General features: G+C 61.7%; 19 protein-coding genes. 15 read left to right on the top strand and 4 right to left on the bottom strand.

The features are described from left to right. The first annotated feature begins 21 nt into the window (after positions 1-21). The 9 genes from XH92_RS28760 (at position 22) to XH92_RS28720 (ending at position 7906) form a co-directional block, all read left to right on the top strand. Entirely contained in the window at positions 22-864 is an 843-nt protein-coding gene (locus XH92_RS28760) for a type II secretion system F family protein (RefSeq protein ID WP_246787706.1), read from the top strand. After that, positions 801-1769, top strand: a complete 969-nt coding sequence (locus XH92_RS28755; protein WP_246787704.1) for a type II secretion system F family protein — start codon at positions 801-803, stop codon at positions 1767-1769. The genes XH92_RS28760 and XH92_RS28755 overlap by 64 nt, the downstream gene beginning before the upstream one ends. Positions 1770-1772: 3 nt before the next feature. After that, entirely contained in the window at positions 1773-2426 is a 654-nt protein-coding gene (locus XH92_RS28750; RefSeq protein ID WP_194455125.1) for an isoprenylcysteine carboxylmethyltransferase family protein, read from the top strand. Between the two features lie 6 nt (positions 2427-2432). Then, complete coding sequence (locus XH92_RS28745; protein ID WP_194455124.1) at positions 2433-2906, top strand: hypothetical protein; 474 nt, start codon at positions 2433-2435, stop codon at positions 2904-2906. A 7-nt stretch (positions 2907-2913) separates the two neighbouring features. Beyond that, positions 2914-4236, top strand: coding sequence for a pilus assembly protein TadG-related protein (locus XH92_RS28740; RefSeq protein ID WP_194455123.1), 1323 nt, complete (start codon positions 2914-2916; stop codon positions 4234-4236). Then, positions 4236-4652: a TadE/TadG family type IV pilus assembly protein gene (locus tag XH92_RS28735; RefSeq protein WP_246787702.1), complete on the top strand. Its 417-nt coding sequence runs from the start codon at positions 4236-4238 to the stop codon at positions 4650-4652. Before XH92_RS28740 ends, XH92_RS28735 begins: the two co-directional genes overlap by 1 nt. A gap of 417 nt (positions 4653-5069) precedes the next feature. After that, positions 5070-6728, top strand: a complete 1659-nt coding sequence (locus XH92_RS28730) for a type II and III secretion system protein family protein (protein WP_194455121.1) — start codon at positions 5070-5072, stop codon at positions 6726-6728. Positions 6729-6740: 12 nt separating this feature from the next. Next, positions 6741-7136 carry a hypothetical protein gene (locus tag XH92_RS28725; RefSeq protein WP_194455120.1) on the top strand — a complete coding sequence of 132 codons (396 nt, stop codon included), beginning with the start codon at positions 6741-6743 and terminating at the stop codon, positions 7134-7136. 233 nt (positions 7137-7369) lie between these two features. Further along, complete coding sequence (locus XH92_RS28720; protein ID WP_194461464.1) at positions 7370-7906, top strand: tetratricopeptide repeat protein; 537 nt, start codon at positions 7370-7372, stop codon at positions 7904-7906. Positions 7907-8034: 128 nt separating this feature from the next. Here XH92_RS28720 and XH92_RS28715 read toward each other — a convergent pair whose 3' ends face one another. Continuing rightward, a complete protein-coding gene (locus XH92_RS28715) occupies positions 8035-8205 on the bottom strand; it encodes a hypothetical protein (RefSeq protein WP_194455119.1) in 171 nt (56 codons plus the stop codon). Positions 8206-8528: 323 nt separating this feature from the next. Between XH92_RS28715 and XH92_RS28710 the strand changes: the two genes are divergently transcribed. Further along, positions 8529-9764, top strand: coding sequence for a glycosyltransferase family 87 protein (locus XH92_RS28710; protein ID WP_246787698.1), 1236 nt, complete (start codon positions 8529-8531; stop codon positions 9762-9764). Positions 9765-9776: 12 nt separating this feature from the next. Here the strand turns inward: XH92_RS28710 and XH92_RS28705 are convergent, their stop codons facing one another. Next, positions 9777-10952, bottom strand: a complete 1176-nt coding sequence (locus XH92_RS28705; protein ID WP_194455118.1) for a hypothetical protein — start codon at positions 10950-10952, stop codon at positions 9777-9779. Positions 10953-11192: 240 nt separating this feature from the next. Beyond that, positions 11193-11459, bottom strand: coding sequence for a hypothetical protein (locus XH92_RS28700; RefSeq protein WP_194455117.1), 267 nt, complete (start codon positions 11457-11459; stop codon positions 11193-11195). 327 nt (positions 11460-11786) lie between these two features. On the opposite strand from XH92_RS28700, the gene dinB reads away from it, so the two are divergent. Both dinB and XH92_RS28690 read left to right on the top strand, forming a co-directional pair. Then, positions 11787-13034, top strand: a complete 1248-nt coding sequence (gene dinB, locus XH92_RS28695) for a DNA polymerase IV (protein WP_194455116.1) — start codon at positions 11787-11789, stop codon at positions 13032-13034. A gap of 114 nt (positions 13035-13148) precedes the next feature. Then, positions 13149-13358, top strand: coding sequence for a hypothetical protein (locus tag XH92_RS28690; protein ID WP_194455115.1), 210 nt, complete (start codon positions 13149-13151; stop codon positions 13356-13358). Between the two features lie 125 nt (positions 13359-13483). On the opposite strand, the gene XH92_RS28685 is transcribed toward XH92_RS28690, so the two are convergent. Then, on the bottom strand, positions 13484-14254 hold the full coding sequence (locus XH92_RS28685; protein WP_194455114.1) for a GDSL-type esterase/lipase family protein: 771 nt from the start codon (positions 14252-14254) through the stop codon (positions 13484-13486). 31 nt (positions 14255-14285) lie between these two features. Between XH92_RS28685 and XH92_RS28680 the strand changes: the two genes are divergently transcribed. The 3 genes from XH92_RS28680 (at position 14286) to XH92_RS28670 (ending at position 17451) form a co-directional block, all read left to right on the top strand. Further along, the gene (locus tag XH92_RS28680; protein WP_194455113.1) at positions 14286-15350 is read left to right on the top strand and encodes a hypothetical protein; all 1065 of its coding nucleotides are present in this window, start codon (positions 14286-14288) and stop codon (positions 15348-15350) included. A 697-nt stretch (positions 15351-16047) separates the two neighbouring features. Beyond that, positions 16048-16275: a hypothetical protein gene (locus XH92_RS28675; protein WP_194455112.1), complete on the top strand. Its 228-nt coding sequence runs from the start codon at positions 16048-16050 to the stop codon at positions 16273-16275. A 408-nt stretch (positions 16276-16683) separates the two neighbouring features. Beyond that, positions 16684-17451, top strand: a complete 768-nt coding sequence (locus tag XH92_RS28670; RefSeq protein ID WP_194455111.1) for a hypothetical protein — start codon at positions 16684-16686, stop codon at positions 17449-17451. The last annotated feature ends 945 nt before the right edge of the window (positions 17452-18396 follow it).

The raw sequence follows: 18396 nt of genomic DNA, 5'->3' as shown, positions 1-18396 counted from the left end.
CTCGACTCGCGACAGCGGCGCATGGACCGCCAGCTCGAGATTGCGTTGCCCACGGCTCAAGCGGCAACCCTGGTGTCGATCCGCCGCGCGGCCAAGGCGTCACGCTGGAATCTGCTCGATCGCCTGGCCAATTACCGCCCCGAGATGGTGTACCCCGTGCGGCCGGTCTATGTGCTGCTTGCCGCGGCATTCGCGGCGGCCGGTGTCCTCTATGCCAACGAGTTCCTCAGGTTCTCCGGCCTGAAGGCGGGTATTGCGGCCGCGATCGTTGCCCTGCTGGTCGTGCGCGGTCTGTTTGGATGGCAGCAACGGCGTCTCGCAAATCAACTGTTCCAGCAGCTTCCCGATGCGATCCAGCTGGTGACGGGCACCGTCCGATCGGGGCTGCCGGTCAACGAAGCGTTCCGCACCATTGCGCGCGAGATGCCGCAACCGACATCCGGGCAGTTCGCCATCGTGTGTAGCGAATTGAACATGGGCAGGTCGCCCGAGGAAGCCGTGGAAGATGTCTATCGGCGAACGCAGGTGCCGGAATATGCCATGTTCGCGGTGACGCTTGCGGTGCAGTTGAAGACCGGCGGCAGTCTTGCCGAGACGCTGCAGACACTGGGCGAGACGGTGAGTCAGCGGGTCGCGCTGGCGTCCCGTGCCAAGGCGCTGGCGGGAGAGGTGATCTTCTCCTCGCGCGCCCTCACGGCCGCGCCGGCGATTATCGGTGGGCTGCTCTACTGGATCAATCCGCGCTCGGTCGACCTGCTGTTTTCCGATCCGCAAGGAAACATGCTGCTCGCGTATGCGGTGTGTTCGGTCGTGATGGGGCATTTCGTCATCCGCTGGATGGTGAGAAGGGAAACGTCGCTATGACCGCCGGTGTCGGTTGGGCAGCTCTTGCCGTCGCGGTCGCGGCTGCGACCTTCCTGTTGATCATCCGCGAGGTCCATCTCCGCGCCCTGGACACGCGTGTGTCGAACGCGGTGCTGGGCATCCCCGACCGAGGGGGCTCGTCGAACGACCTGATCGGCTGGCTTTCATCGGTCGGCACGCGCTACAGGCGCTTCTACGCGCAGGAAAATCTCTCCGAGTTGCGGTTGGTCCTGCAATCGGCCGGCTTCAATCACTACCGGATGTTGCCGATCTGGATCGGCTTCAAGATGGTGAGCTCGTTCCTGCTCCCGATCGCGGCCTTCGTCATCTCGCAGGTTCTGGGAAGACCGTTCAGCGACGTGATGATCTTCACGTTCATGGGCCTGGCGATCGGAATCATGGCGCCACGCCTGATTCTCATGGTCATGAAGCGGCGCTTCGATTCGGCGATTCGCGCGGGCACACCCGACATGATCGACCTGCTCGTTGTCTGCAGCGAAGCGGGCATGGGCCTGGAGAGCGCGCTGGAACGCGTGGCGGACGAAATGCGCGAGACCAATCCTGCGATCGCCCATGTGTTGCACGGTCTGCTTGACGATCTCCGTGTCCTGCCGACCCGCGCTGAGGCATTCGAGAAGCTTGCCAGCACGTCGGAGGGGCTCCGTCGTTTCGGCACCATGGTCAGCCAAAGCCTGCAATACGGCACGCCGCTGAGCCAGGCCCTGCGCAGCATCGCGACCGACTTGCGCCGGGAGCGCATCACCAAGCTGGAAGAAAGGGCGCACAAGCTGGGCGCCAAGCTCACCGTTCCGATGGTGCTGTTCCTGCTGCCGGCGATGTTCGTCATCCTGGGCGGAAGCCCGTTCCTCCACCTCATACGTACGTTCTCCAACCTCGGTCACTGAGCCATGAGTGCAAGTACAATGACATTGCCGGCAAGCCTGGCTTACGACCGGATCACCCGGTTCCTGGGCAGCGCGTGGTTTCTCCTTCTGGGGCTGGTCGTGACGCTCAAGCTCGGAACGATGGGGGGCGAGCCCTGGCCGTCGATCGTGTCGAGCCTTTGCGTCGCGGTGTTCTACCTGCTGCTGGCGCTGCTGATCCTCACCCGAGGGCCTGCCAAGGCGCAGGCGGAAGGCCTGCTGCCGCGGATCGCGGCATTCGTCGGCACCTATTTTCCATGGACGATCACGTTCTTCGACAAGACCGAAGGGACGCTGGCAAACCTGGTATCCACGGTTTGCGTGCTGGCCGGCGTGATCATGATACTCGTCACTATCCGGCACCTCGGACGGTCGTTCAGCCTGGTGCCGCAGGCACGTTCGGTGGTGCAGAGCGGCCCGTACAAATGGATCAAGCATCCTCTCTATTTGTCGGAAGAGATCGTGTTCCTCGGGGTCGTGCTGCAGCATCTGAGCTGGATGACCGTGGCCTTGCTGATCCTGCACATCGGCATCCAGGTCAGCCGGATCCTCTACGAGGAGGACGTGCTTCGGCGCACCCTTCCCGAATATTCCAGCTACGAGGCATCGCGCTGGAGATTGATTCCCTACGTATGGTGAGCGGCCGTGGCTTGCAGGGAAAGTGGTAAGAGTCTCAAGCGTTCGCTGATCGCGGATCAACGCGGCGCCGTCGCGTTGGAAGTGCCTATCATCTACGTTTTCCTGATCCTGATCGTCCTCATGCCGCTTGCTGATCTTGCGGTCGCGGGCTTCCAGTACATATCGGCGTTCGCAGCGTTGCGCGGGTTCGGCCAATCCATCCTGTATTCTCCGCCTCCAGACGTCACGAATACAACCACTTGGGCGCAGACGGCGACCGCCAAGGCCGACAGCCGTTATCCGATCTCCAGCTTTCAGCTCATTTGCGGCGAAGGCAATGCTGTCTGCTCTTCAACCAACTCCGATCCCTCGCAGCCGAAGTATTATTCATACGCAACGACGGTCACATTGGCGCCGATGGTGCTGCGGTCGGTACTGTGTGTCAGCGGCAATACCAATCCCTGTACTTACACGCTGTATTACTCGGAACGGTTTCAATAGGTGTTCCATGCGAAACATGCTCCATAGCCGTAGAGGCTCGGCCGCGTTCGCAACAGTCATTGCACTGGTGCCGCTGATCGGAGTGATGGCGCTCGGCGGAGAGGCGGGGATGTGGTACGTCACCCAGCAGCGCGCCCAGGGGGCGGCTGATGCGGCCGCCTATGCGGGCGCCTTGCGGTTGGCGTGCGACAGTGCTCCACAGCCTGGCGTAAGCTGCAATAACTCACAGGCATACGATTATCGCGGCAAGCAGGTCGCCGCTCAGAATGCGTTCTGCAATTCGGGCGACACGTCCTATCCCGGCTCCACTTGCTCGACGAGCCTTCCGAGCAACGTTTCTCAGAGCGTGCAGATCGCGTCGCTGACGTCGTGGAACGGGACCGCGGGAACTTACGTCCAGGCCATCGTTAGCCAGCAGCAGCCGGCTTACCTCGCCAAGGTCCTCGGTATGTCGACGATCAATGTGGGCGCATTGGCAGTCGCCCAAGTTGATAGTCTTGCGAAACCTCCATGCGTGTTGGCTTTGAAGGATTCTGTTACCTTTCAAGGTAGCCCTACCGTGTCGTCGACAACGTGCGGCATTTCGTCGGATAGCGCCGCATCAAACGCGATCGGCTTCGTCGGCAATTCCGGCATCCAGGTGAATGCGCCAAGCTATACGGTCGGCGGCTGTTCCCAGACGGGCGGCACCCAATGCACGAGCGTGCTAACCTACCAGCAACCGATCCCCGATCCCCTGAGTGCTGTGAACACGGCGCTGACGGCGCTGAAGACGTCTGATTTTCCGAGCGGGAAGTGTGGCTCAACACTCACGTCGTATGAGAGTGGCAGCTGTTACAATGCGGGCAACCCGTCATTTCCTACTACGCTGAGTGGCACGTACTATTTTACGGGGAGCGTCAAGATCAGCGGCAGTCCAACCATAACGGGAACGGCTACTTTGATATTTTTCGGAGGAGGGTCGCTCACCATCACCGGGAGTCCGACGATCCAGCTTACTGCGGTGAAGTCACCTGCGGGGCCGTCGGTACTGTCGGCATCGGTCAAGACTCAGATGACTGACCTCCTCATCTACGACAATGAGGCCTACTCGAAGCAAGGCGTGAATATCAGCGGCAGTTCCAGCAGCTATTTCAATGGCACGGTTTATGTACCGAACACTCCCGTCACGTACGGAGGCAACAGCTCGTCGAGCGCCCCCGCTTCCGGCTGCTATCAGGTCATCGCCTACGCCGTGACATTCCAGGGCAATACGACGCTGGACAACAGCAAGTGTACGTCCGATGGGGCGACAAAGCCGAATGTTCAAACCGTGCGTTTGGTGCAGTGATGAGGAAGCTCGATCAGCGCGGCGTCGCGGCCCTGGAATTTTGCATCGTTGCAGTACCCTTGTTCACCCTGATCTTCGCCATCATTGATTTCGGGCGGTACGCGATCACGATGCAGTCGTTGCGCGTGCTTGCCGATGCCGGCGCTCGGGCGAACATCATCCAGTGCTATACACCCGCTGTCATCGCGGGGACATCGCCGTCCGCTTGCACCACTGACTATCTGTCGGACACACAGAAGCAAACGGCTGCTCCCTTCCTGTACAATTCCAGCCTGGGGCTCTCGCCAACGGTGACCACCACCGCGGGCACCTCTGCGCTTACCGTGACGGCATCCTCGCCCAACTTCCAGATGATGATGTCGGTCTGGGGCTCCTCATTCAACGCCCCAAGCGCATCCACCCAGATTCCGTTCTGAGAAGCCCGATTCGGCGCTGGCCGAGGTTGGATCGTTCGGGCAGGCCGCCGCCCGGACGTCCTCGCCGTTGGGCGAGCCGGAAATCGCCCAACCGGGCTACCGAAGTGGTGCGCGCTGGCAACATCGGGCAGTTTTCTCAGGGCTTGCCGCGGCCGGGCGGGGCTCTTTCCTTGCAATCAGGGCGCGCGGCGGGGGATTATCAGGAGCCGTCGTTAGGCGGCCTGGCGGGTGGGGATCACGGAGCGAACTGCGTTTTGGTTCAGCTCGACACGCCGGAGAATGGGAATTTCGCGAGTAACGATTTGTAGTTGGACAGACTGTAAGCTCTACGGCGTGATGGACGAACGGGAGTGATCGGGACGTCGAGGCCGTAGGTTTACGGGGGATCGTCGCGGAGACGCGGCGAAGGGGATTGGCATGATGGGAAGTCGCGTTTCGGTCGATGCGGGACTTGGGCTGGTCGCCTTGAGCGCGATGGCGTTTGGCGCTGCGATCGCCCTGTTTCATTTCACCGATCCTGCTGCCGCCGCGGAGCGGCGGGCTCCGTCGTCCAGCGGCGTCTTCGTCAGCGAGATGAGCGACGTCCAGCGCGTCAGGGTGACCGTCAACAAATCACGGACCTTCAGGGTCGACACGGCGTTTTCGTCGATCGTCGCGGGCTCGCCCGACATTGCCGACGTGAAGTCGCTCAGCGACCATCTGATCTACGTCCAGGGCAAGAAGACCGGCACCACCAACGTCATCCTGTTCGACAGCTCGATGAAGCAGATCGGCATCCTCGATGTCGAGGTGACCGTCGATATCGGCAATCTGCAGCAGAACATCCAGTCGGGAACCGGCACGCGCGGCATTCGCGTGTCTGCGTCGGAGGGCCAGGTGGTGCTGAGCGGCGTGGCCGCCGATGCGGTCGCCGCCGAGCGGGCGCTGACGATCGCCAAGGGCAGCGTTCCCGAGGGCGGCATCGTGGTCAATGCGATGAGCGTTGCGGCGCCGCAGCAGGTGATGCTCGAGGTGCGCTTCCTCGAGGTCAACCGGCAGGCAGGGCGCGATCTCGGCGTGAACCTCATGGCGGCCAACGCCAATGGAACCAACATCGGCATTTCGGGGCAGGGTGGCGTCGCAGCCGCCGGCCGAACTCCCATTGGCGGTATCAATACCAACAATGGCCCTCTCGGTGCTGGTGGTGGGCAGGTGGGGCAGGCCCCGACTGGCAGCCTCCCGGTGCTCAGTACGATCGGAACGCTTGTCGGTTCTGCCGGCGGCATATCTCCGGCCCCGTTCGGCAGCCTGCTGACCAGCATCCTGAGGACCAGCAACGGCAGCTCGGTGGACCTTCTGATCACCGCCCTGGAGACCAAGGGACTGGCGCGCCGGCTGGCCGAGCCGAATCTGACCACGCTCTCCGGCGACGCCGCGCGCTTCCTGGCCGGCGGCGAATTCCCGGTGCCGATCCCGAGCCAGTCGACGTCAGGCTTTCCGACCGTGTCGATCGAGTACAAGAAGTTCGGCGTCGAGCTGGCCTTCGTGCCGACCGTGCTCTCGCGCGGCTTGATCAACCTCCGCGTCGAGCCCTCGGTCAGCGAACTCGATTTCACCAATACGGTCACGATTCAGGGCACCAGCGTTCCGTCACTGACCCGCCGCGACGCGCGCACCACGGTCGAGTTGCGCGACGGCCAGAGCTTTGCCATCGCCGGCCTGTTGCAGACGAAGAACCAGCAGGACGTTTCGCAGTTGCCCTGGATCGGCTCGGTGCCGGTGCTCGGGGCCTTGTTCAGCAGCAAGTCCTATCAGCAGCAGGAAACCGACCTCGTCATCATCGTGACGCCGCGCCTCGTGGCGCCGGCGGCGCCCGGCCAGCAACTGGCATCGCCGCTCGACTCCCGCCTGCCGGCCAACGATGTCGATTTCTTCCTCAACGGCCAGATGGAAGTTCGCAAGCGCTACGACGACTACGTCAATTCCGGCGGCGACGTGAAGGGACCCTATGGCCACATCATCGCGCCCAATGCGGTCGTGCGCGCTCCGCCACCGGCTGCCGCGGTAGACCAGCCGGTCGTGAAGACCCTGAACTAGAGGAGGCGAGAGATGACAATCAGATATCTGGCTCTGCTCGCCCCCGTGCTGCTCGGCGGCTGCTACGGCGTCTACGGGCATGACGAGATGGACCGTTACGTCCAGCGCTCCGAGACCATCACGATGAGTGCCGGCAATGCCAAGGAGGTCAACGCGGTCACCCACACGATCCACCCATGGCCGGCCTATGTCGGCGATCGCAGGATCGCGTATGACGCGCGGCGGGCGACTGACGCCGTGAAGCGCTACGGCACCACGTCGCGGCCGGTCGATCAGCTTCCCGACATAAGCGATCCGACCAAGGCGATGGGTCAGGCGCCGCCGGTCACCACAATTCAGAATGTCAACACGACCGGATTGGGAGCGGGGACCGGAGGGTCGGTGTCCGTCGGGGTTGGAGGCAAGTAAGGCGTGAGCTGACGGTCTCGGCTTTGGGGCATTTGGCGTTGGGACGTCGATTCCTCGATCAATCCTGGCGGCGTGGGCCAGATGCCGGGGCCGGACTCGGAAGGGAAATGCGACGTTGGTTGCTGGCGCTGGCCTCGGTGTTTCGGTCGTGCCGTCGGTTTTTCGTAGGTAGTTTCGCGATGATGTTTCGAATGGGGCAAGAGATGCGCTGGACTTGGGGAACGGGGCGAGGGTTGCATCGTCTCGCGCCAGCGTTGATCTGTTGCTGCTTGGCGACCGGCCTTGCCGGCTGTGACTACACCACGCGGGAAGCTGCGATCGTCGCGCCCGTGGATCCGCCGGGCGGCGATCCCGTGCAGGAGCCGACCGACGTCAAATACTATCCCTCCGACGAGCCGGTGCGGATGGGCCTCGAGCAATTCAATCGCGGCAATTACGGAATCTCCCAGCGCTATTTCAAGGATGCGGTCGAGAAGGCGCCCAAGGACGTCACGGCCTGGGTCGGTCTTGCGGCGAGCTATGACAGGTTGCGCCGGTTCGACCTTGCCGATCAGGCCTACGCGCAGGCAATCCGGATTGGCGGCGAGACCGTCCAGATCCTCAACGATCAGGGCTACTCCCTCATGCTGCGCGGCAATCTGAACGGCGCACGGCGCAAGTTCGAGAAGGCGTATTCGCTCGATCCGGGCAATCCGGTCATTGCCAACAACCTCGAGCTTCTCAACGGCAGCCGGAAGTTCATCGAAAGGCCGCCGAACAATCAGCCGTAGCTGACGGCCACGCGACGGTCGCCCGATCTTCATGATGTTTCCGGTCGCCCGGGTCATGCAGGGCGCCGGCGGGCGATGATTCGCATGGCGCCGGCATGCGCAGCAAATCGTCACGTCCTCATCGCGATCTATTCGGACCTTTTTTCGCGCTTCAGGTCCATGCGGCTGATGCGTTCATCGATCAGCCGATTCAGTTTCTCGTCCCGCAGCGTATCCCTCCTGAACAGCCCGCCATGCAGGCGATAGGCAAGGAGGAGCAGGACAACGGCACCGCCCGCAAGATAGTAGGACCAGTCCATCGTCAGAACCGCGCCTGATGGCTTCGATTGCCGCAACGGGATCAGTTTACGACCGGCGCTGTCACCATGTCCAACGCTACGTCCGCGGTCGTGCCCGGCAAATTCCGCTGGTTTGTTTCGGACTGTTGCCCGCGACAGGGCGCGTCAAGATGCGCGTTGCGGAATGGGTTGCGCGCGAACCAGCGTGCGAAAAGCGGCGCCGCGCGCGGGGACGTCAACGGGCGAAATCCCGAGCTAATAGGATGCCACCAAACAACGATGCCGCAAGCGGGGTTCTCCGTTAACTAACGGGGGTCCGATCCGTTGCCGCACCAGAAACTGCAATGGTAGATTGCGGCTTTGACGAGATCGCGCGATTTTTCATGACTTGGGTTATTTCGCACAAGGACGATGAGGACAGGGCGCAGGCAACCGCCTGTCTCATCCTGCTGAGCATAACGATACTGGCTTTGCTCCTGATCTTTGTCAGTGGAGCCGGTCATCCGGGCATCGACTTCTCGTGTTTCTGGGCCGCCGGCTCGATGGCTCTGAACGGGCATGCTTCGACCGCCTATGATTGGGGCCAGTTGCGGCAGATGCTCGATCAGATGCAGCCGGCGCAGCATGCGCCGTATTCCTACGATCAAATGCCGGTTCCGTTCTTCTATCCTCCGGTGTTTTTTCTGGTTCTGGCACCCCTCGCGCTATTGCCATTCACGGCGGCCTTCTGGATCTGGAGCGCGGCAAAGCTGGCCTGCTGGCTCGGCGTGGTCTACGCCATTCGGCCGCGTTCGGGCGCGCTGCTGCTGGCATTGGCAGCGCCGCCCGTCGTGTACGATTTCCTTGCCGGCCAAAGCTCGCTGCTTGCGGCATCGCTGCTGGGGGGCGCGCTGGTGCTCCTCGACAGGCGCCCGATCATCAGCGGTCTTTTGATCGCGCTGCTGATCTTCAAGCCTCAATATGGCGTTCTTCTCCCCTTCGTACTGATCGTCACCGGGCGCTGGAGCGTTGTCATAACGGCCTCCCTGATGTCGATCGCCCTGCTGCTGCTGTCCGGGACCATCTTCGGCTGGGATACGTTCACGGGATTTCGTGAGGCAGCGACTTTCGCGACGACGCAATTCCATCTCACCGGCGCGCTGCCGTGGTACAAGTTGCAGAGCATCTATGGCCTGTTTCGTCTTGCCGGCTTTGGCTACGGGGTGGCCATGTCGCTGCAGATCCTTGTCGCGTCGGCTTGCGCGGTCTGGGTACTGATCACGTGGCGGCGCGATGTAAGCTTCGCCGTCAAGGCCGCCTGCCTGCTTGCGGCAACGCCGCTGATTTCCCCGTACTTCGCCATCTACGATATGCAGGTCCTGATCGTCGCGTTGGTCTTCCTCATGAGCGATGACCGGATCGCGCCGCCATCGAGGCGGTCCTTCCGCTTCGGCGTCAGCATCATCTTTGTGCTGGGATATGCCTTCCCGGTCGCGCTTGTGCCGGTGGGGCCGTTGATGTGCGCCACATTGATCGCGGTGATCTGGACGAGGTCGCGGCAACTCGACGCCGGCGGGGCAATTCCGGTTCGTGTGTCCTGATCCGGATCGGGTTCAGTTCGGCATCAACACGGCATCGACGCGGCGGCTGCTTCGTGCGCTGATGACGATCACGCCGTTGCGGATCGCAAATCTCGCACCGACCAGTCGCGGCACCTTCTCCGTCAGCGGCGACGGCAACGGAATCATTCCGCCGGTGACGGGATCGCCGACGTTGATCGGCGGGCTGCCGCTGCCGGCCGAAGGGGCCGCCTTGATGTATTCCCTGATCAGCTGAATCTCTTCTCGCGAGAGGTTGAGCGCAGTCTGCTGGCTGCCGGCATCAGAGGCCCTCTTGTCCGCCTCGAGCTTGTCCTGCGCCTCCTGTTGCGCGGCCTCGCGTTTGGCGGCTTCCTGCTCGAGCCGTGTGAGACGGTCCCTCAGCGGGACCAGCTCCCGCCGCAGCGCAGCGTTGTCCGACTTCAGCGACGTGATCTGGCCGAGTGCAATCGCCGCGGCAACGCACGCAACGATCGAGATCAGGCTGAGGCACGCAATCGCCAGCCCCGTCACTCCGACGCCGGTGACCGCTTTCCGATCCGGTGCTTCGCGCTTGGTGCGCCGCCGCCGCGCCCGGGCAAATCCAGGCAGGCTGGTGCCGAGGCGTTTCACGAGGTGCGAGAGCCGAGAACCGTCTCGGTCCGGGTCGTGAATGGAGCCGAATGCCGGTTCGGGGACGATCGCGGCGGGCGCGGGCAGGTCGGGAGCCGGCGTCGTGCGGCTTGCGCCCCAGGCCGTGCGATCGGCGAAGCCCTCCTGCATCACGAAAGGGATTGGCCGATCGATAGCGCCGGGCCGCTCGATCTCGGCATCGCTGATCGCATCGCGCGGCTCGGCGGCAACGCTCTCCAGGCTTTCTGCCTGTGGTTCGCCGGACTCCTCACCAAGCTCCCGCTCGACAAACTCCCGCTCGCCGTGCTCCTGCGCGTTGAGTTCCTGCTCGACCCGGGACGCTTCAAGCTCGCGCCAAAGCGCAAGGCCGGTCTCCGTGATCTGCAGCCCGGCCTCATTGATCGAAGCCCATCCGGATTGGAAGACGTCGGCATCGCCGAGCTCCGACGACCGTTTCACCTTCGTGGCCGCATCGCCCGCGGCGATCATGCGCTTGACCTCGCGGCTGACCTCTTCAAGCGGGATGCGTTGCTCGGGTCTGGCGGCCAGCACGCTCAAGATCGCCAGATTGAACCTCATATGGCGCCTCTCGATGCCCCGGCAACCGGTCGTGCGGCCACTCCGCTTCCGCGCAGGCGATGCACGAACCCGAGAGGAGGTCGAAGCGGATCAATCATGCGGGCGCGGACGTCCGTCAGTCAGTGAGCCGGGCAAGTGTAGCGGCTCCCTCAGAGGCAAACAATGCGCCTTCCGGCGCACGACCGATGGATAAGCCTGACTGCGGGAGAAACGCGTCACGATCGCGTCCGCTGCCGCGACTCAGAGAAACTCGCGAAGCCTGGAGAGCTCGATCACATGCTCGGGCGACAGTACATCCGGCACGAGGGGAGGCTGTGACGTGGTCCGGATCTCGTAGAGATGCCGGGTCTTCTCGGGCTTGCCCATGAAGTCCCGAATGCACTGGTCGAGCGTTGCGTTGACGATCATATAGGGCGCGCGATCCTCTCGCCTGGCGTTGCCGAGGGAAGGCCATTTGTAAAGGGAGGCCGCAGCCTGGAAGTCCACCTGATGAGAGTGGTCGGTCATTCCATGATGTCTACCTGAAAACCCCTGTCCGTCAAAGCAAGCCGGCTCATGGGCGCGCTGGTGCCGCTAGATGCGACAGCTGCGCGTCGTCATGCTCGTCTTCGGTTGTAGATGTCGAGCGACCTGCCAGCCGCCTTGCGGTGATTCCTCGGCCGCCCACTTCTATGCTCGGCACGGCAGCGTGCGCCCGACGCTCGCCGGCGGAGCGCCAGCGCCCGCGACCGTTCCTGGTCGACTGGAACTGAATGTGTTCTTGTTTTGTTCTAAGTGCTGCTATAGCGTCCAGGGACGAGCAGCTTTGGTCAGGTCAGGGATGAACGGGGCGCGATGGCCGCCGCAGCCACCATCCTTCACGCGGATCTGGACGCGTTTTACGCGTCGGTCGAGCAACTGCTCGAGCCGTCGCTGCGAGGCAAGCCGATTGCCGTCGGAGGCGGGGTCGTGCTTGCCGCGTCCTATGAGGCCAAGGCCTTCGGGGTGTACGGCGGCATGTCGGGACGGGAAGCTCGCCGGCTCTGCCCGCAACTGATTTTCGTCGGCGGCCATTTCAGCGATTACCAACGGCTGGGTGACGCGGCCATCGAGGTGATCGGCGATTTCACGCCGCTGGTCGAGCGCATCTCGATCGACGAGGCGTTTGCCGACGTTGCCGGCTGCACGCATCTGTTCGGACCGCCCGCCGATATAGCCGCGGCAATCCGGCGGCGCGTGCGCACGGAGCTCGGCCTTGCGATCTCGGTGGGCGTCGCCCGCACCAAGCATCTGGCGAAGATCGCCTCGCAGGTCGCAAAGCCCGACGGACTTGTCGTCGTCGATCCCGACGCCGAGCTCGCCTTCCTGCACGAACTGCCGGTTGAGTTGATGTGGGGAGTAGGGCCGGTCACCAAGACACGGCTGGAGGCGATCGGCGTCGCGACGATCGGTCAACTCGCTGGATTGTCGGAGCGGTCGCTGACGCGGTTGCTCGGCCCGGCGGCGGGCGAGAAGCTCGCGGCGCTGGCCTGGAATCGCGATCCGCGACAACTCACGCCGCATCGGCGCGCGGGATCGGCCGGAGCTCAATCGGCGCTTGGCCGAAAGCCCGCGATCGAGCAAGTGATCCGGCCGACGCTGCTTCATCTCGCCGACCGCGTCGCCACGCGGCTTCGGGCGAAATCCCGACCTGGACGAACCGTGACGGTGCGCGTTCGCTTCGCCGATCTGAAATCGGTGACGCGCTCGATGACGCTCGATGCGCCCGTGTGCACGACGGTGATCCTCGCCCGGCTCGCCGAGAATCTGGTGCGCGCCACGCTTGCTGACCACCCGAGCGAGAAGTTCATTTCGCTGCTGGCGATCTCGGTGTCGCATCTCGAGGAGCATTGGGATCTCGCGCTCGAGCTCCCGCTCGGGCTGGCCGATCAGGCGCTTCGCCCCGGTAGTCCGATCGGGATGGCGCGCTGGGCGGCGGACTGTGCCATCGACAAGGTCCGCGATCGCTTCGGCTGGGATGCGATCGGATATGGTTCGGCAGCGCTGGAGGTTGTTCGTTCGGTGCCCGACGACTTCCGCAAATTGGCCGAGAAGGACCTCTAACTCTTCGCCGGTTCACCGGCTTGTCATTGCATTAAGAAACGGCAATCCGGAATCGCGGGCTTGTGAGTGGTGGCTTGGCGCACGCGGTCTATCCTGAGCATGCGGAGGACAGCCATGAAGTTCAGCTCCGAACTGATCCAGACGATGCGCGATGCGTTGGACACCGTGATGGCAAGCGTGCCGCCCGACCAATCCGTATTCGGTCTCAAGGCGGCCGTTGCCGAAGCCATCTTGCGGGCGGCGGCGCACGGCCAGACGTCGTTCGACGGGCTCGTGACCACGGCATCCGATCAGCTGCAATCGATCATCGCGATGCTGACCTGAGCCGCGCGGGCAATCGGGTCTCGGCTCCGACCTGATTTGTGGAAACGACGATCGATGCGCCCGCACGCAGGGGTTCACGAAAGGAGAGGCGCCCTTCCGCGTTGCCGCGCAGCTTCGTTGAACGCCTATGATGATCCGATTCCGTCCCTGGCGATCCTGGTCAGGGCCTCATATCCGGATGGCGTCAGGTGCAGGAGGTCGCTCTTGTAATTGGCGCACGGCGTCGTTCGTCCGCACGCGATGTTGGAGGCGTCGATCGTTCTGATTCCGAGTTCCCGGCTTCTTCTGCTGAGCTCGGCATTGACCGATCCGATGTTCTCGGCTGCCCCCTTCATCTGCTCGCCTCGCGGCAGAATCTGAATGGAGAAGATCTTGCCGTTCGGCCAAAGCGATCTGATCTCCCCGAACAGCTTTTGATAGGACTCCATCACGCCGCACGGCTTGTCCAGATAGATGTTGTTGGTTCCAACCAGCACGATGATGGATTTCGGCTTGATTTTCCGCAGCCGCTCGCGTTCGTGTTCGATGAACCAGAGCGTGTTCTGAATCCTGTCGCGTCCGACGCCGAGATTGGCCACCGGCCCGGTGCCGAGCGAGGCGGACAATTCCTTCGGCCACGCCTCGACCAGCGAGTCGCCGAGCATCACCGTCGAGACATCGCCGGATAGGCCTGACACATTTCTCTCATATTTGCGCAGCGCGTCCGCATTGTCCGGCATCGCCGCCGTTACCGCGAATTGCGTATCGGTCTTGTCGCATGCGGCTCGCGAACTTTGCGCGCGTCCCACCGATGGTAGACAGAGCGCCGCGACAATTGATAACGTCGCCGCGACATAGACGATTGATGTCGCCGACGCGGTGTTGCGGAGTTCATCATCAGGCGTTTTCAATGTCATTGCGCGGTTCCATCTGAAGGCAGTCAATCCGATGTCGCTGAGCATTTCGATCCTTGGACAGTCAAACAGCATCTTGAAGGCAGGGTTTTTCCAGAAGTTCCTGGATGCCGATGACACAATTGAGGTGAAATCAGCGGGAAGGATCGGTGCATCTCCGTCCTTGCTCGGTCCGTACTTCGCCCAGGGCGACTTCTTCAAGGGCTCGGAGTTTTGCATCGTCGATACGTGCGTGATCGATTTTTCGCTCCTTTCAGCCAATGCGATCGATTACTACGATGTTGTGAGATGGGTGGAGTGGATTGGGCATTCCGCCAAGCGGGCCAATTGCGAGCCGGTTTTCGTTTGCATACCGGTGAGCGACATCAACGCATCAAGGACGATCATCTCCGCCTGTATTTCCGTCTGCCAGAAGCAGGACTGGTACTACCTCGATGTCCGGGACGTCATTGCCGCCGTCGCCAAGTCGAAGAACGTGGACGCGAAACAGCTATACGCAGACGGCAGTCATCCGGCCGAGTTCCTGTCGGGTGAGATAGCGAAGTACCTTGGCAATTTCTTGACTAAGATAAAAGCAGCCGAGACCGCAAAGTGCAAACGCACGTTTGCATTCACGGCTTACGAGCGCGTGCCGCTCAAGGATCAAATACCGGGCACGGCAGTCGAGTATTCGTCGAGGCTGATCGCGTTTTCGGGCGTCCGGCTGGAACGCGGCGAGACGTACCCGATCTACATCGGCTCGGATGCATCGATCCGCGGCCTCATGGTGAACTCGGCGGCCTGCAAAAGCGTGCTGTCGATCGAGGGGGACAGAACCTTCCACAAGAACTTGCGCCTCAAGCCCTATCACCCGACGAACTTCGAGGCGCGGCTCATCCCGATCTGCAGGCCAATTCGAGACCATCAGGGAATGGTCAGGCTGTCCCTGACGAACCAGAATGTCTCCATGAGCGATGTGACGCTTCACAGCTCGAAGGAGGAGAATGACGAGGGCTTCATCGAAGTCGCCGATCTCGTCGTCGAGCGCGGATACGATTTGGTGACTTACACCACCACGCGGCCCGCCGATCCGGCTTCGATCAGGTGGATGCCTGATTGAGAGGCACGATTTGGATGAGGCGGTCCCGGGTGGTTCTGGTGAGATCGTATCGGCTCGGCAACTTTCCACCTCTCTTGCGTTCGGCCAGATTTTCCTGCCGAAGCGAAAAGCGAGGAACCGGGTCCGACTTTTTGCTCGTGCGCTAGCTGGATGCGCCAATTTGAGCTCGGATCTTTACCGATTGTCGACCGTCTTCCACGTCCGATCTCGATGGGGTCGTCAGAATGTGATCTTCCCGCACGTCTGCCCGGTCGCACGTGTGCGATCGCCCGGTCGGCTTGGCTCTCTTCCGACAACTCGCTGCCACGACAAAGTTGCGGTTGTTAGGACTGACCTCTCTTCCAAGACGGAACGGTAGCTACTGCCACCACCCTTTCGGCCGCGTTTCTACGTGCGCGTCAGAACTGCCGTTTCAAGCTTGCCCGAACTGACCGTTCCCGCGTTGCGCTCCGGCAAGCATTGCTCTCGCGACATTCCTCGCATCAGCCGATCAATGATCTGTCGCGCTGCTAGACATCAGCTGTTGAAAGTCGATGGATAAGTCGGTCGACGCTTTGGCTGACGATGTTCTTCCGCTGTAGAATCAGTTCGATTCGAGGGCGCTTCATATGACTTTCCAAGCCCCGTACGTTGGTGATGAGGTTGGATTGATCGTCCATCCGCGCGAGGCCGTCAGGGCCGGTCGTCGGCGTGTCTGGTGGCGACGATGACATCCGGTTATTGGGAATTCCGCTCCAAGGGCGGCACGTTTCGGATTGTGCCGCTGAACGGCCGGTTCCACTTCTTCTTCGAAGAGGAAGATTTTGGGTCCTATCACTCGGCAGTGGCTGCGCTCGGTGACCTCCTCGGAAGTTATTCCCATTATCCGTCGGCCCTCGGCGTACCGTTTGAAGTGCCCGAATGGACATTCGTCAGAGTGGGATAAGGACGATTGCGGCTACGAGCCTATCAGCTATTGCTTGCATAGCGTTGAAGAGCCGCGATCCCGCTAGGAATGCACCCACGCGATCCCGTAGAACACGGCTCTGGACTTGACGGCGCCAGGCACACTGCTCTTGTAGCACAAGGCGACTTGCACGAAGTTGCAGTTGACCGAACCAGCGGCCCTTCCAATTGACCATGGACGAGCCGGCAAAGCCATTCGGCGTCGGAATAAATGCCCTTTGCAGTCTAAGCGAGCTCAGGCGCGCCCGAGGCGCTTCCATGCGAGCTTAAGGTGACGTACGCTACACTCTCTCCCATTTGCGCATTTTGATAGACGCTCGGTCGGGACAATTGCTGTCCTTAGTTCGGCTCTCAGTCGGATCCCGTCGTATTTGTTGCGGAGCAACATATGGACTCCACGCTGAATAACAAGGTTGTGCAAGAGCGGCCCACGAGCTTGGAGGAGCAGCTTTCGAACTTCGCGCGCGAAGCGGGAGTCACACCTTCGAGTCCAACGATCAGCATGAAACTGGCTCGTGCGCTGCGGATGACGCTTCGTCGATTGAGGGATATGAGTTATCCGGTCTCTATCGGCCTTTTGTTGCTGGGATGCATTGGTGGCGGTACTTGGTGGTGGGCCTCCGTCGGTACGGCGGTCGTACCCTCCTCAAACTACGCACCTCTGACACAAGCCCCGCCAAAAGAGATTGCGCCGACTGCCTTGGTAGCTTCCATTGATCTGGCAACTCAGCTCCAACCGATAGCACGCGATCTCGCCTCCTTGCGGCAAGCGGTCGAACAGCTACAGCTCAGGCAAGAGCAATTTGCTCGTGACAATGATAGGTTGGCGAGCCAACTCTCGGCGGGGCAGGCGGAATCAACACGCATCAACACTGTCGTTGACCAGATCAAAGCTGTCCAAGTTCAGATGGCGCAGGAAGGCAAGACGGTCGCTGAGCGGCTCAACGCAAGCCAAGAACAATTGGCCCGTCTGATCGATAACGCTCCGGCTCCAAAGGAGCAGGCGTCAGACGAACCAAAGGCAAGCCCCAACATACCCCTGCCCCGTCCGCGGCGATCGACCAATGCTACCCAGACACATAAGCCAACGCCAACCGCGGCGCGGCCGCAAGCTAGCAGGCCGCAACCCGCAACATGGCCATGGTCCGCGCGTTAAATCTTCACTGCCCAGCGCTTCATTGCAAGGAGGTCGTTGTCGCTGGCAGGCGGGCATTTCGGCGCGAAGCAAAGTCCAAGGAGTTTGTGGGCCTTCTGGAATTACTGTTGTGTTGCGCCTGCAACGCTGCACGGAAGCCGCTAGCTACGGGATCTGCGTGGCTGAATCCAGTCGCAAATGCGCATTCGGACGCCGCCATCGAGGAAGAGTGCCGTCGAGCAGGAGAGGGCGCCAGGACCGCGATACGCTGTATCATCGTTTGTCGCGTCCGCTCTCGCAACGCGCCCGCAGTACTGTCCTTCTGAATTCTATCGTTGCCGACACCGTCTGACATCTCGTCCTGGGTCTCATCGCGCGGCCAAGAAATTATCTCCACCTACCAGCTCAGTATTCGTACCAGTGAGGCAACGCGTCGCTGCCTTTGGTGCCCCCTAAAGGCATGGCCAAAGTACGGGCATGCGCCTTGCGGCTCGTGTGGGGCAGCGCTTTGGACCAAACGAGAACAAATGACACCCGTGTTACCTCGTAAGGTATATGAACAGAATGGGGCAAGGAGGAACGAGGCGCGGCAAAGTGACGGCATAGCGGTGGGGAGAACTACGCCCGCAACCAAATTCGGCTACAATTATCCGATGTTAGGATGAAGGCACTGCTTAGCCGACTGACGGAACGGTCCGGGAACGTTTCGAGCTCTAAAGTCGTGTCGGAATTCCCTGATTCCCACCGAGCTCGGCCCCTTCGAAGCAGACACTTAGAGCTCGATGCGAGTACGCAATCGCGCAAGGGACTAGTTGTCGCCAAGGCGCGTGACGACGATCCTGCGATGTTTCTCGATGTGCGGGACACGACGTTCGGCGCGGCGAGGAGGTCGGCTCGGTCAGCTTGGTAGCGACAGTGAACGACCCGGCGAAGAAAGAGGCGAAGCGCCAAGGGGTGAAGCAAGGT

Source organism: Bradyrhizobium sp. CCBAU 53421, from assembly GCF_015291625.1.
In the GTDB taxonomy this organism is placed as follows: Bacteria; Pseudomonadota; Alphaproteobacteria; order Rhizobiales; family Xanthobacteraceae; genus Bradyrhizobium.
This window is presented reverse-complemented; position numbering and strand designations above follow the sequence as displayed.

Coding starts and splice junctions, on each gene's coding strand:
- XH92_RS28725 (WP_194455120.1), top strand. CDS start 6,741: ATGACAATCAGATATCTGGCTCTGCTCGCCCCCGTGCTGCTCGGCGGC.
- XH92_RS28740 (WP_194455123.1), top strand. CDS start 2,914: ATGCGAAACATGCTCCATAGCCGTAGAGGCTCGGCCGCGTTCGCAACA.
- XH92_RS28730 (WP_194455121.1), top strand. CDS start 5,070: ATGATGGGAAGTCGCGTTTCGGTCGATGCGGGACTTGGGCTGGTCGCC.
- XH92_RS28760 (WP_246787706.1), top strand. CDS start 22: ATGGACCGCCAGCTCGAGATTGCGTTGCCCACGGCTCAAGCGGCAACC.
- dinB (WP_194455116.1), top strand. CDS start 11,787: ATGGCCGCCGCAGCCACCATCCTTCACGCGGATCTGGACGCGTTTTAC.
- XH92_RS28690 (WP_194455115.1), top strand. CDS start 13,149: ATGAAGTTCAGCTCCGAACTGATCCAGACGATGCGCGATGCGTTGGAC.
- XH92_RS28700 (WP_194455117.1), bottom strand. CDS start 11,459: ATGACCGACCACTCTCATCAGGTGGACTTCCAGGCTGCGGCCTCCCTT.
- XH92_RS28750 (WP_194455125.1), top strand. CDS start 1,773: ATGAGTGCAAGTACAATGACATTGCCGGCAAGCCTGGCTTACGACCGG.
- XH92_RS28715 (WP_194455119.1), bottom strand. CDS start 8,205: ATGGACTGGTCCTACTATCTTGCGGGCGGTGCCGTTGTCCTGCTCCTC.
- XH92_RS28735 (WP_246787702.1), top strand. CDS start 4,236: ATGAGGAAGCTCGATCAGCGCGGCGTCGCGGCCCTGGAATTTTGCATC.
- XH92_RS28680 (WP_194455113.1), top strand. CDS start 14,286: ATGTCGCTGAGCATTTCGATCCTTGGACAGTCAAACAGCATCTTGAAG.
- XH92_RS28685 (WP_194455114.1), bottom strand. CDS start 14,254: ATGACATTGAAAACGCCTGATGATGAACTCCGCAACACCGCGTCGGCG.
- XH92_RS28710 (WP_246787698.1), top strand. CDS start 8,529: ATGGTAGATTGCGGCTTTGACGAGATCGCGCGATTTTTCATGACTTGG.
- XH92_RS28705 (WP_194455118.1), bottom strand. CDS start 10,952: ATGAGGTTCAATCTGGCGATCTTGAGCGTGCTGGCCGCCAGACCCGAG.
- XH92_RS28670 (WP_194455111.1), top strand. CDS start 16,684: ATGGACTCCACGCTGAATAACAAGGTTGTGCAAGAGCGGCCCACGAGC.